This window comes from Enterobacter cloacae complex sp. SHL012, assembly GCF_049237505.1.
Classification (GTDB): Bacteria; Pseudomonadota; Gammaproteobacteria; order Enterobacterales; family Enterobacteriaceae; genus Enterobacter; species Enterobacter kobei.
In genome coordinates this window covers 627,182-639,146 of the sequence record NZ_JBMKIZ010000002.1, presented here as the reverse complement: position 1 = coordinate 639,146, position 11,965 = coordinate 627,182, and the positions used below count along the sequence as shown (strand labels likewise).

8 protein-coding genes are annotated in these 11,965 nt (G+C 61.5%); 4 read left to right on the top strand and 4 right to left on the bottom strand.

What is annotated here, in order from left to right; translation table 11 throughout:
- Positions 1-16: 16 nt before the first annotated feature.
- Positions 17-2,257: a TonB-dependent siderophore receptor gene (locus tag ACOTY9_RS10705; RefSeq protein WP_193971085.1), complete on the bottom strand. Its 2,241-nt coding sequence runs from the start codon at positions 2,255-2,257 to the stop codon at positions 17-19.
- Between the two features lie 145 nt (positions 2,258-2,402).
- On the opposite strand from ACOTY9_RS10705, the gene fes reads away from it, so the two are divergent.
- The 3 genes from fes to entF are packed head-to-tail and all read left to right on the top strand — an operon-like array spanning position 2,403 to position 7,676.
- Positions 2,403-3,599 carry an enterochelin esterase gene (fes, locus tag ACOTY9_RS10700; RefSeq protein WP_348565705.1) on the top strand — a complete coding sequence of 399 codons (1,197 nt, stop codon included), beginning with the start codon at positions 2,403-2,405 and terminating at the stop codon, positions 3,597-3,599.
- A 10-nt stretch (positions 3,600-3,609) separates the two neighbouring features.
- Positions 3,610-3,822: an MbtH family protein gene (locus ACOTY9_RS10695; RefSeq protein ID WP_348565704.1), complete on the top strand. Its 213-nt coding sequence runs from the start codon at positions 3,610-3,612 to the stop codon at positions 3,820-3,822.
- The gene (gene entF, locus ACOTY9_RS10690; RefSeq protein WP_348565703.1) at positions 3,819-7,676 is read left to right on the top strand and encodes an enterobactin non-ribosomal peptide synthetase EntF; all 3,858 of its coding nucleotides are present in this window, start codon (positions 3,819-3,821) and stop codon (positions 7,674-7,676) included. The genes ACOTY9_RS10695 and entF overlap by 4 nt, the downstream gene beginning before the upstream one ends.
- Before the next feature lie 108 nt (positions 7,677-7,784).
- On the opposite strand, the gene fepC is transcribed toward entF, so the two are convergent.
- The 3 genes from fepC to fepD are packed head-to-tail and all read right to left on the bottom strand — an operon-like array spanning position 7,785 to position 10,575.
- Entirely contained in the window at positions 7,785-8,585 is an 801-nt protein-coding gene (fepC, locus tag ACOTY9_RS10685; RefSeq protein WP_045268273.1) for an iron-enterobactin ABC transporter ATP-binding protein, read from the bottom strand.
- On the bottom strand, positions 8,582-9,574 hold the full coding sequence (gene fepG, locus ACOTY9_RS10680; RefSeq protein WP_348565702.1) for an iron-enterobactin ABC transporter permease: 993 nt from the start codon (positions 9,572-9,574) through the stop codon (positions 8,582-8,584). Before fepG ends, fepC begins: the two co-directional genes overlap by 4 nt.
- Positions 9,571-10,575 carry a Fe(3+)-siderophore ABC transporter permease gene (gene fepD, locus ACOTY9_RS10675; protein WP_348565700.1) on the bottom strand — a complete coding sequence of 335 codons (1,005 nt, stop codon included), beginning with the start codon at positions 10,573-10,575 and terminating at the stop codon, positions 9,571-9,573. The genes fepG and fepD overlap by 4 nt, the downstream gene beginning before the upstream one ends.
- Before the next feature lie 108 nt (positions 10,576-10,683).
- On the opposite strand from fepD, the gene entS reads away from it, so the two are divergent.
- Positions 10,684-11,919, top strand: coding sequence for an enterobactin transporter EntS (gene entS, locus ACOTY9_RS10670; protein WP_014882948.1), 1,236 nt, complete (start codon positions 10,684-10,686; stop codon positions 11,917-11,919).
- The last annotated feature ends 46 nt before the right edge of the window (positions 11,920-11,965 follow it).

Sequence of the window (11,965 nt, the reverse complement as noted above, 5' to 3'; positions counted from 1 at the left end):
GGTTTACTTCAGTGCCTTAAAAATGCGTATTCACACTCATATACCACGTGCGACCCGGCTCATTATACGTATACGCTCCCGCACCGTACATATACGCGCCGGTGGTGGCATTCCCCGTGGTTTGGGCATTACCCGCACGCCACTGGCGCTTGTCGAAGACGTTATCCACGCCGCCGGTCAGGCTGACGTTTTTGGTCACGTCCCAGGTCGCGCTCAGGCCAACGATGCTGTACGGGCTAACTTCGTCTTTCTCAGACCCGCTCACCGGTTCACCCTTGTAGTTGTACTTCTTCGGCTGCTGCTTGCCGTACCAGGTGAAGGTCGACTGCAGCGACACATCCTGATGCACCTGCCAGCTCAGGGTCGAGTTTAGCGTGTACTCCGGAATGATCGACAGACGGTCGCCGGTCTCCTTGTTCTTACTCTGCAGCATGTAAGTGATGTTATTGGTCCAGTTGATCGTGTCGCTGACCGGCACGTTCAGGGAGCCTTCCAGCCCTTCAACCACCGCTTTCGGGACGTTTTCCCACTGGTAAATATCCGTCTGCACCTTACCGGAAGAGGTGTGGCCAATTGGCGCATAGCCCGCTTCAATCTTGTCGCGGTAGTCGTTGCGGAACCAGGTCACGCCCGCCAGCCAGCCGTCGCGTTTCCACTCCAGACCGATCTCTTTGTTGATACTGGTTTCGGCTTTCAGATCGTCGTTGCCCATCATGTAGCAGCCGACGCCGTCGCCGCTTGCGTAGCAACCCTGGCCTTTACTGTAGAGCAGATAGTTCGGGTTGGTCTGATACAGGCTTGGCGCTTTGTAAGCCCGCGCGATACCCATCTTCAGCGTGAAGTCATCCCCCAGACCTTGCGACAGGTTAAGCGACGGGCTCCAGTTATTGCCGACGATGGTGTGGTGATCGAAGCGCAGGGCAGGGGTCAGCATGGTGCTGTCGGTCAGCTCCATGTTGTTCTCCGCAAACAGGGAGAAAATCTCCGCCGAGGTGTACGGACTACGGTCGTTGCTCATGCCCGGAATGGTGCCGCCCTGCTGGGTTTGCGTGAAGGAGGTCGAATCCTTCATGCGCTGCTGGTTCCACTCGGTGCCCAGGGTCAGATTCTGGTTAACGAGGAAATCAATCGGCAGATTGATTTCGCTGTGCAGCATCACGTCGGCCAGATCGGTGTCGCTGAATTTATCGCTATTAAACAGACCTTCCGTCCCGCCAGCCAGCCCTTCGCCCAGACGGGAGTTGCGGGTGTGTTCGTACTGCGCCCAGTTGCTGGTGGTAATGCCGTTATCCCAGCCACCGTTCCAGGTCACCGCGAAGTTCTGGCGATAAATACGGTTGGTCTCTTTGCCGTAGTTTTTCTTCACCAGCGCGTTGTCGTTATTGGTGTTCTGCGTGTCGCCCGCATAAAGGTTGTTCTGGCGGCTATAGCCTGCTTCAAACTCCAGGGACTGCATGGGGGCGAAGTCCCAGCGCACGACGCCGTTGATGTCTTTGTTCTCTACACCTTCACGACCTGCGGGCAGGGTGTTGGCGTAGGCGCCGGTACGGTCAGACTGATGGCCCTGGTTGATGTCCCACGCGTCGGCCTGGGTTTTGTCCAGGTTACCGAACATGCGGAAGCTGAAATCGCCGCCCAGCGGGCCGCTCAGGCTGAAGTTGGTGCGCTTAGTGGAACCTTCGTCTTTATGTTCCGGCGCATTCAGGTAGGTATTCCAGGAGCCGTGCCACTGGTCGTCGAATTTTTTGGTGATGATGTTGACCACGCCACCTGCCGCGCCGTTGCCGTAGCGGGCGGCCGCCGGACCACGGATCACTTCGATGCGCTCGATCATCTCCGGCGGTACCCAGCCGGTATCGCCCCGCGTATCACGCTCGCCGCGCCAGCCCAGACGGATGGAGTTACGGCTGGTAACCGGTTTACCGTCGATCAGGATCAGGGTGTTTTCCGGGCCCATGCCGCGGATATCAATCTGACGGTTATTCCCGCGCTGGCCGCTGGTGGAGTTACCGGTGAGGTTCACGCCCGGCATGGTGCGGATGATTTCCGACACGTCGCGCGCGGGCGGGTTTTTACGGATCTCATCGGCGGTGATGGTCGATACGCCCGGCGCCTGCAAATTTTGCTCGGCGGCGGTGATCACCATCGTGTCTTCGTGCTGCGCGGAGGCGGCGTTGTCGTCTGCCATGGCGGGCAGCGCGACGCCATAAATCCCTAAATTGACCAGCAAGGCCAGAGAGTGAATCTTCTTATTCATTGTACGTCCCGCTTTTATGGTTATTCATGAACGCGCTTCCCACAGCGCGGGCATTACGCTATTGCAAATGCAAATAGTTATCAATAATATTATCAATAAAATTTGTCCTGAAACAAAAAAGACTGTTAAACATGAGGTTATAAGGGTGACGGCGTTAACAACGGGCAGTGAAGCGTGGTGGCAGTCGAAAAGTGGGCCTGACTTGAAACCTGAAAACGGTAAATTTCGCGTCACGTTCTGGTGGCGCGATCCGAACGGAACGCAGACGTCGTCACCGATTAAACACGTCTGGCTCAATATCACCGGCGTGACAGATCACCATCAAAATGCCCGTCCGCAGTCCCTCAAACGCATCCCGGATACCGACGTCTGGCAGTGGGAGGGAGAGTTCAGCCCCGCGTGGCGGGGGAGCTACTGTTTTATCCCTTCCGTGAATGAAAACGATTTTGCCGACGCGGTGTTTGAAGGCGAGAGTCCGGACCGTATGGCGCTGCGCGAAGGCTGGGGTAAATTGCTGCCGCACGCGGTTTCCGACCCGCTTAACCCGCAGAGCTGGCGCGGTGGCCGCGGTCATGCCGTTTCGGCGCTGGAAATGCCGGGCGCACCCGTTCAGCCAGGCTGGGATCGTCCTGATACGCCCCACCACGCGCCGGTCTGCATTGATTGGGAAAGCGCACGCCTGAAAAACCGCCGCCGAGTCTGGATTTTTACCACCGGGGAGGAAAACCCCGAGCGCCCGCTGGCGGTGCTGCTTGATGGCCAGTTCTGGGCCGAAAGCATACCCGTCTGGCCCGCGCTGGCCGCGCTTACCCGTGAAGGCAAACTGCCCCCGGCGGTCTATGTCTTAATTGATGTGATTGATACCGCACACCGCAGCCGCGAGCTGCCCTGCAACCCCGATTTCTGGCTGGCGGTGCAGGAAGAACTCCTCCCACACATACAATGCATTGCCCCCTTCAGCGACCGCGCCGACCGTACCGTGGCGGCGGGTCAGAGCTTCGGCGGCCTTTCCTCCCTTTATGCAGGCCTCAACTGGCCGCAGCGCTTTGGCTGCGTGCTCAGTCAGTCCGGTTCCTACTGGTGGCCGCACCGCGGCGCACAGCAGGAGGGGCTACTCATCGGGCAGCTTAAAGCGGGTGAAAAAACCGCACGCGGACTGCGCATCGTCCTTGAGGCCGGGCGCAACGAACCGCTTATCTTCCGCGTGAATCAGGCGATTTACGCCGAATTGCACGCGCAGCAGGTTTACTGGCGTCAGGTTGACGGCGGACACGACGCGCTTTGCTGGCGCGGTGGGCTGACGCAGGGGCTGATGACCCTCTGGCAGCCACTTATTCAATAACGGAGTCTGTATGGAATTCAGCAATCCTTTCGATAATCCGCAGGGACAGTTTGTCATTTTGCAAAACGACCAGGGGCAGTACAGCCTGTGGCCGCAGCAGTGCGAATTGCCCGCGGGCTGGCGCGTGGTATGCGAAGCGCAGTCTCAGGACGTGTGCCAGCAGTGGCTGGCGGAACACTGGCAGACGCTTGAGCCGTCGTATTTTGCGGGGGAAAACACATGAGCCGTCTTCCGCTTGTCGCCGCTCAGCCGGGTATCTGGATGGCGGAGCAGTTGTCCGCGCTGCCAAATGCCTGGAGCGTGGCGCACTACACTGAGCTAAAGGGCGATATCGACGCGCCGTTGCTGGCAAAAGCCATTGCTGAAGGCATGATGCAGGCCGATACCCTGCGGATGCGTTTTGCCGAAGATAACGGTGAGGTGTGGCAGTGGGTGGATGAAACCGTCATGCTGCCGGAACCGTCCATCGTTCGCGTGGACTCTCATGATGCCGCCGTGGCGCTGATGGAAGCCGATCTCAACCAGAACCTGCGCGTCGACAGCGGTCAACCGCTGGCGTTTCATCTGCTGATTCAGGTGGGGGAAGAACGCTGGTACTGGTATCAGCGTTATCATCACTTAGTGGTGGATGGCTTCAGTTTCCCGGCGATTACCCGCCAGATTGCCGCCATTTATGCCGCATGGAAAAAGGGCGACCCCACGCCGCCATCTCCTTTTTCACCCTTCGCCGAAGTGGTGGAAGAGTATCAGCGCTATCGTGAAAGCGAGGCGTATGCACGCGACGGTGACTTCTGGGCAGCGCAGCGCAGACAGCTTCCTCCTCCGGTCTCTCTTTCTTCCGCGCCGCTGCCGGGGCGCGCCACGACAACTGACATCCTGCGCCTGAAAATCGTCGCCGAAAGCAGCGCGTTTAGCCAGCTTGCGCAGGCTGCAGGGCAGGTTCAGCGTACCGATCTGGCGCTTGCGCTGGTCGCGCTGTGGCTGGGCCGCCTGACCGGGCGTCTGGACTACGCCGCCGGGTTTATCTTTATGCGCCGCATGGGCTCCGTCGCGCTGACCGCAACCGGACCGGTGCTCAACGTTCTGCCGCTGGCGGTGAATATCGATCCGCAGGAGAGCCTGCCTGGGCTGGCGCTGCGTCTGGCGAGCCAGCTGAAAAAAATGCGCCGCCATCAGCGCTACGACGCGGAGCAAATTCTCCGCGACAGCGGTAAGGCGGCGGGTGATGAAGCCCTGTTTGGCCCGGTGCTGAACGTTAAGGTGTTCGATTATCAACTGGAACTCGACGGCGTAGAGGCCATCACCCACACGCTGGCGACCGGACCGGTGAACGATCTCGAGCTGGCCTTGTTCCCGGACGAGCAGGGCGGATTAAGCATTGAAATTCTCGCCAGCAAACAGCGTTACGATGAAACAACGCTGAAGGGTCACGTCGCGCGCCTGAACGCGATGCTGGTGCAGTTTGCCGCTAACCCGGACCTGCGATGTGGGGAAGTGGAAACCGTGTCAGAGCAAGAGTACGCGCAGCTTGCGCGCATCAATGACACCGGGCTGGCGCTACCCTCCACCACGCTCGCGGAGCTGGTGGCGGAACAGGCGAGCAGGACGCCGGACGCCCCCGCGCTGGCGGATGCGCACATCGAGCTGAACTACCGCCAGATGCGCGTGCAGGTGGTCGCGCTGGCAAACCTGCTGCGTGCGCGCGGCGTGAAGCCGGGCGACAGCGTGGCGGTGGCCCTCCCGCGTTCGGTATTCCTGACGCTGGCCCTGCACGGCATTGTGGAAGCCGGCGCCGCGTGGTTACCGCTGGACACCGGTTACCCGGACGACCGCCTGCGGATGATGCTGGAGGACGCAAAGCCGTCCCTGCTGATTACCACCGATGAGCAGCTTCCGCGCTTTAGCGAACTGCCCATAGCTTCGTTTAGTTACAACATGCTTTTGCCTGCTGCGGGTACTGAGCCTCTGCGCGTGGCGAAACCGGAGCAGACGGCGTACATCATTTTTACCTCGGGTTCAACCGGGCGTCCGAAAGGGGTGATGGTTGGGCATACCGCCATCGTTAACCGCCTGAAGTGGATGCAGAACCACTACCCGCTGACAGCGAATGACGTGGTGGCGCAGAAAACGCCGTGCAGTTTTGACGTCTCGGTCTGGGAGTTCTGGTGGCCGTTTATCGCCGGGGCGAAGCTGGTGATGGCCGAGCCGGACGCGCACCGGGACCCGCAGGCGATGCAGAGCTTCTTCGCCCGGTATGGCGTCACGACGACCCACTTTGTGCCGTCGATGCTGGCGGCGTTTGTCGCCTCGCTGACGCCGGAAAACGTCTACTGCTGCAGGACGCTTAAGCAGGTGTTCTGCAGCGGCGAAGCGCTGCCGACCGGGCTGTGCCGCGAGTGGCAACAGCTCACCCGTGCGCCGCTGCACAACCTCTACGGCCCGACCGAAGCGGCGGTGGACGTGAGCTGGTATCCGGCGTTTGGCCCTGAGCTGGCGGCCGTTGAAGGCAATAGCGTGCCGATTGGTTTCCCGGTGTGGAACACGGGGCTGCGCATTCTGGATGCAATGATGCGCCCGGTGCCGTTCGGCGTGGCGGGGGATCTGTATCTCACCGGCATTCAGCTGGCGCAGGGATATCTGGGGCGTCCGGATCTCACCGCCAGCCGCTTTATCGCCGACCCGTTCGCGCCGGGCGAGCGGATGTATCGCACCGGTGACGTCGCCCGCTGGCTGGATAACGGGGCGGTAGAATATCTGGGCCGCAGCGATGATCAGCTAAAAATTCGCGGCCAGCGTATTGAGTTGGGCGAAATCGACCGGGCGATGCTGTCGCTGCCGGACGTGGCGCAGGCCGTGGCGCATGCCTGCGTGTTCAACCAGGCGGCGGCAACGGGGGGCGATGCCCGCCAGCTGGTGGGATACGTTGTCTCCGAATCCGGTTTACCGCTGGATCGTGATGCGCTGCTGGAATCGCTGAAGGCGCAGCTTCCGCCGCATATGGTGCCGGTGGTGCTGCTGCAACTCAGCGCGCTGCCGCTCAGCGCGAACGGCAAACTCGACCGCAAGGCGCTGCCGCTGCCGGAGTTGACCAGCAAAACCACCGGACGCGCGCCGAAAACGGACACCGAAATCGCCGTGGCGCAGGCGTTTGCCGCGCTGCTGGGTTGCGAGGTGAACGATATCGAAGCCGATTTCTTTGCCCTCGGTGGCCACTCGCTGCTGGCGATGCGGCTGGCGGCGCAGCTCAGCCGCACGTTCGCCCGCAAGGTCACGCCGGGGCAGATTATGGTCGCCTCGACGGTGAGCAAGCTCAGTGCGCTGCTGGACTTAAAAATGAACGACGAGCAGGTGCAGCGTCTGGGGTATGAAGCCGTTCTGCCGCTGCGTGAAAGCCATGGCCCGACGCTGTTCTGCTTCCATCCGGCGTCCGGTTTTGCCTGGCAGTTCAGCGTGCTGGCGCGCCACCTCAGCCCGCACTGGTCTATCACCGGCATTCAGTCTCCCCGACCGGAAGGGCCGATGCAGCAGTGTGCGGATCTGGATGGGGTGATTGATCATCACCTGAATACGCTCCGTAAGCAGCAGCCGCAGGGGCCGTATTATTTGTTCGGCTATTCCCTCGGCGGCACGCTGGCGCAGGCTATTGCCGCTCGTTTGCGCGCGCAGGGTGAAGAGGTGGCGTTCCTTGGCCTGCTGGATACCTGGCCACCGGAAACCCAGAACTGGGCGGAGAAAGAGGCCAACGGCCTCGACCCGGCAGTGCTGGCGGAAATTGAGCGCGAGCGGCAGGCGTTTATCGCCGCGCAGCAGGGGCAGGGCAGCAGCGAGCTGTTTGGCGCCATCGAGGGCAACTACGCCGATGCGGTGCGCCTGCTCACCACGGCGCACAGCGCGCGGTTTGACGGCAAAGCGACGCTGTTTGTCGCCGAGCGCACGCGCACGATGGATCCGCAGATCGCCTGGGCACCGTGGGTTGCGGAGCTTGAGGTACATAGCCAGGATTGCGCCCACGTGGATATCATTTCGCCGCAGGCGTTTGAGAAGATTGGGCCGGTATTGAAAGGGATATTGGGGTAACGTCAAAAGCGCCGGGTGGCGGCTACGCCTTACCCGGCCTACGGATCCGTGGTTGATGTTTGTTGGGTTTGCTCCCTCTCCCTGTGGGAGAGGGTTGGGGTGAGGGCATCAAACCGCACGTTTTCCAAGCGGCACCACCAGCGGCGTCCCCGCCACCGGATCGTCAATAATCATGCAGCGCATACCGTAGATCTGCGCGATCAGATCCGGCGTCACAATCTCCTTCGGCGCGCCCTGCGCCACAATTTCACCGTCGCGCAAGGCAATCAGATGCGTCGCGTAGCGGCACGCCTGGTTCAAATCATGGAGCACCGCCGCCAGCGTATATCCTTGGGTGCGGTTCAGCTCGCTCAGCAGCTCCAGCAGGTCAATTTGATGGCTGATATCCAGCCACGTTGTTGGCTCGTCCAGCAGCATGATGGAGGTTTCCTGCGCTAACACCATCGCAATCCAGGCGCGCTGGCGCTGGCCCCCGGAAAGGGTGTCGACGCTTTGTTGGGCGAGAGCGGTAATCCCCGTCGCCTGCATCGCGCGGTTTACCGCTTCATCGTCCTCTTTACGCCAGCGGGTAAACAGCGGCTGGTGCGGATAGCGCCCGCGCGAGACCAGTTCCTGCACCGTGATGTCCCCCGGCGTGGTGGCGTTTTGCGCCAGCAGCCCGATGCGCCTGGCCACCTCTTTGCTGGCGAAGCGCTGGATCTGCTCTCCGTCCAGAAACACGCTGCCCTCAACCGGGGTCATCAGGCGGCTCAGCGTGCGCAGCAAGGTTGATTTGCCGCAGCCGTTCGGGCCGATAATCGCCGTGAAGTGGCCGTCCGGAATAGCGACGGTTAAATCACGGGCAATGATTTTTTTGCCGTAGCCAAGGGTAAGGTTTTCGCCGCGCAAGCGGGTTGTTGTGTCTGTCATTTCTTGCGTGACTCCTGAACGAGCAAGACGATGAGGTAAATCCCGCCGAGGCTGACGGTTATCACGCCCACCGGCAGTTGATAGGGCATAAACAGCCGCTGGGCGCAGAGATCGGCGGCCAGCAGTAACAGCGATCCGCACAGCGCCGCCTGGGTTAATCCCCAGCGCGCGGTGCCGCTAAGACGCCGGGCGATGTGCGAGGCGACAAGCGCAATAAAGGATATCGGCCCGGCGATGGCGGTGGAGGCGGCGGTCAGTAATACGGCCACCAGCATCAGCATCAGGCGCGAGCGCTCAACGCTCACGCCCAGCGCGCAGGCGCTGTCGTCGCCCATCTCCAGCAGCCGCATGCGGCGCACCAGCAGCAGCGCGCCGATAAACATCAGCAAAATCAACGGTGCGGCGGGCCAGGTTTTGCCCCACGTCAGGCCGTTGAGTGAACCGGCATACCACAGCCCGGCGGAGATCGCGGTGTCCAGCGAGGCCTGCAGTAACAGCCAGGTGTTAAAGGCCATCAACATAGCGCGCACGCCAATACCGATGATGATCAGGCGGAAGGTATCGATGCCGTTGCGCCAGGCAAGGAGCCAGATAACCAGCGACGTCAGAATACCGCCCGCCATCGCCGTAAAGGTGATGGCTGTCAGGTGCTGGCCGAACAGCACCATCGCCACCAGTACGCCACTCCAGGCTCCGGTATTCAGGCCCATTACGTCCGGGCTGCCGAGCGGGTTGCGCATCAGCGACTGGAAAATCGCGCCGCTGACCCCGAGCGCTGCGCCCACCAGAATCGCCATCGCCACCCGCGGCAGTCGCCATTCGGTGACCACCAGGGTGATATTGCGCGGGGCGCTGCCCGTGAGGGCGTGGAAGACCTGCACGAAATCGAGCGTGACCGCACCGCTTTGCAGGCTCCAGACCGCCAGCATAACCGTGGCGATAACCAGCAGAGATACGCTGGTTATTAAACGACGGGTCAGAACCCTCATGCGCCACCTCCGCGTCTGCGTCGGACCAGGACGATCAGCACCGGCGCGCCGATAAAGGCGCTGACCACCGAAACGCGCAGTTCGCCTGGCACCAGTAGACGGCCGAGCACATCGGCAAACAATAGCAGGGCCGGGGTGGCAAGCAAGGTGACCGGCAATGACCAGCGGTGATCGGCCCCCACCAGCCAGCGCGCCATGTGCGGCATCATCAGGCCGATAAAGGCAATCGGGCCGACCACGGCGGTCGCGCAGCCGCACAGGACGGTGATGGCGAGCAGGCCAACCAGCTGCGTGCGCGCCACGCGGTTGCCGAGTGCGGTCGCGGTGTCGCTGCCAAGACTGAGGCTGTTGAGCGCCCGGCTTAACAACAGCGCCACGGCGGCGGCGATAATGACCGGGAGCGCCACCACTTTCAGCGTGTCGAGAGTACGGATATCCAGCGAGCCGGCCTGCCAGAAGCGCAACTGGTCGTAGACGTCCGGGTTGAGCAGGGCTATGCCGTTGGATACGCCTTCCAGCACCGCTGCGAGCGCTACGCCAGCCAGCGTCAGGCGTACCGGGCTTAGCTGTCCGCCGCCCTGACTGCCGGTAAACGCGACCACCAGCGAGGCGGCCAGCGCGCCGCAAAAGGCCATCACCAGTTGCTCAGAAGGTGACGTCAATCCGAACAGCGCCGCGCCGAGCACGATGGCAAAGCTGGCGCCAGAGTTCACGCCGAGAATGCCGGGGTCCGCCAGCGGGTTACGGGTGAGGGTTTGCATCAGGGCCCCGGCAAGACCGAGGGCACCACCGGCCAGCAGTCCGGCGAGAGTTCGGGGCAGACGAGCGTCTAGCACGATAACGCAGTCGGCGCTCTGGCAGCTTCCGGAGAACGCATCGACAATAACGGATGCGGGCAGGGACTTCGCGCCGACCAGCAGACTGAGTGCAATCGCAAGGATCAACAGCAGCAATAATACGGGCACGGCAATGGCGCGCACCGCAGAAGAGGAAAACGACATAGCAACATCCATGATTTGATAATGATAGTGATTATCGTTATCTATCTTATTTGGCTATGTTAGCATGTGCGCCCATGGAATGGGTAGAAATAGACTCAAGGCTTTGTCATGAATCAAAAATCCTGGCTGCTCAACCTCAGCCTGCTCAAAACGCACCCGGCGTATCGCGCCGTTTTTATTGCGCGCTTTATCTCCATTTTGTCCCTCGGGCTGCTCGGCGTGGCGGTGCCGGTCCAGATCCAGGCCATGACGCACTCCAGCTGGCTGGTGGGGTTATCGGTTACGTTAACCGGCAGCGCAATGTTTATCGGCCTGATGGTCGGCGGCGTGCTGGCGGACCGCTACGAGCGTAAAAAACTGATCCTGCTGGCGCGCGGCACCTGTGGCGTGGGCTTTATCGGGCTGTGTATTAACGCTTTGCTGCCGGAGCCGTCGCTGATGGCAATTTACGCCCTGGGGCTGTGGGACGGTTTTTTTGCCTCGCTAGGCGTGACGGCGCTGCTGGCGGCGACGCCTGCGCTGGTGGGGCGTGAGAATCTGATGCAGGCGGGGGCGATCACCATGCTCACCGTGCGCCTCGGCTCGGTGATTTCGCCGATGGTGGGTGGCCTGCTACTGGCCACCGGCAACGTGGCGTGGAACTACGGGCTGGCAGCGGCGGGAACCTTCATTACCACGTTGACGCTGCTGCGCCTGCCGTTGCTGCCACCTCCGCCGCAGCCGCGTGAGCATCCGCTGAAGTCCCTGATGGCGGCCATTCGTTTTCTGTTCAGCAACCCGCTGATTGGCGGCATTGCGCTGCTCGGTGGCCTGCTGACCATGGCAAGCGCGGTGCGCGTGTTGTACCCGGCGCTGGCGGGCGAGTGGCAGATGAGCGCCTCGGAAATCGGTATTCTCTACGCGGCCATTCCGCTCGGCGCGGCGTGCGGCGCGTTGACCAGCGGTCATCTGGCGCAGAGCGCGCGTCCGGGGCTGATTATGCTGCTTGCCACGCTGGCCTCGTTTGTTGCCATTGGCTTCTTCAGCCTGATGCCGGTGTGGGCGCTCGGGGTGATGTGTCTGACGATTTTTGGCTGGCTGAGCGCCATCAGCTCGCTTTTACAGTACACCCTGATCCAGACCCAGACGCCGGAGGGGATGCTCGGGCGCATTAACGGTTTGTGGACCGCGCAGAACGTGACGGGGGATGCGATCGGTGCGGCGATCCTTGGCGGACTGGGAGCCGTCATGAGCCCGGTGGCCTCGGCGAGCAGCAGCGGGTTAGTGTTAGCCGTTGTTGGCGTGATTTTATTGGCGGTTTTGGTGGAGTTGCGTCGGTTCAGGCAGGAGAGTGCTCCGGTGTGATTTGCCGGGTGGCGGCTGCGCCTTACCCGGCCTACATTTTGCACCC

Excerpts from the sequence above, each read along its gene's own strand:
- entS (WP_014882948.1), top strand. The coding sequence starts at position 10,684 with ATGAATCAAAAATCCTGGCTGCTCAACCTCAGCCTGCTCAAAACGCAC.
- ACOTY9_RS10695 (WP_348565704.1), top strand. The coding sequence starts at position 3,610 with ATGGAATTCAGCAATCCTTTCGATAATCCGCAGGGACAGTTTGTCATT.
- ACOTY9_RS10705 (WP_193971085.1), bottom strand. The coding sequence starts at position 2,257 with ATGAATAAGAAGATTCACTCTCTGGCCTTGCTGGTCAATTTAGGGATT.
- fepD (WP_348565700.1), bottom strand. The coding sequence starts at position 10,575 with ATGTCGTTTTCCTCTTCTGCGGTGCGCGCCATTGCCGTGCCCGTATTA.
- fepG (WP_348565702.1), bottom strand. The coding sequence starts at position 9,574 with ATGAGGGTTCTGACCCGTCGTTTAATAACCAGCGTATCTCTGCTGGTT.
- entF (WP_348565703.1), top strand. The coding sequence starts at position 3,819 with ATGAGCCGTCTTCCGCTTGTCGCCGCTCAGCCGGGTATCTGGATGGCG.
- fepC (WP_045268273.1), bottom strand. The coding sequence starts at position 8,585 with ATGACAGACACAACAACCCGCTTGCGCGGCGAAAACCTTACCCTTGGC.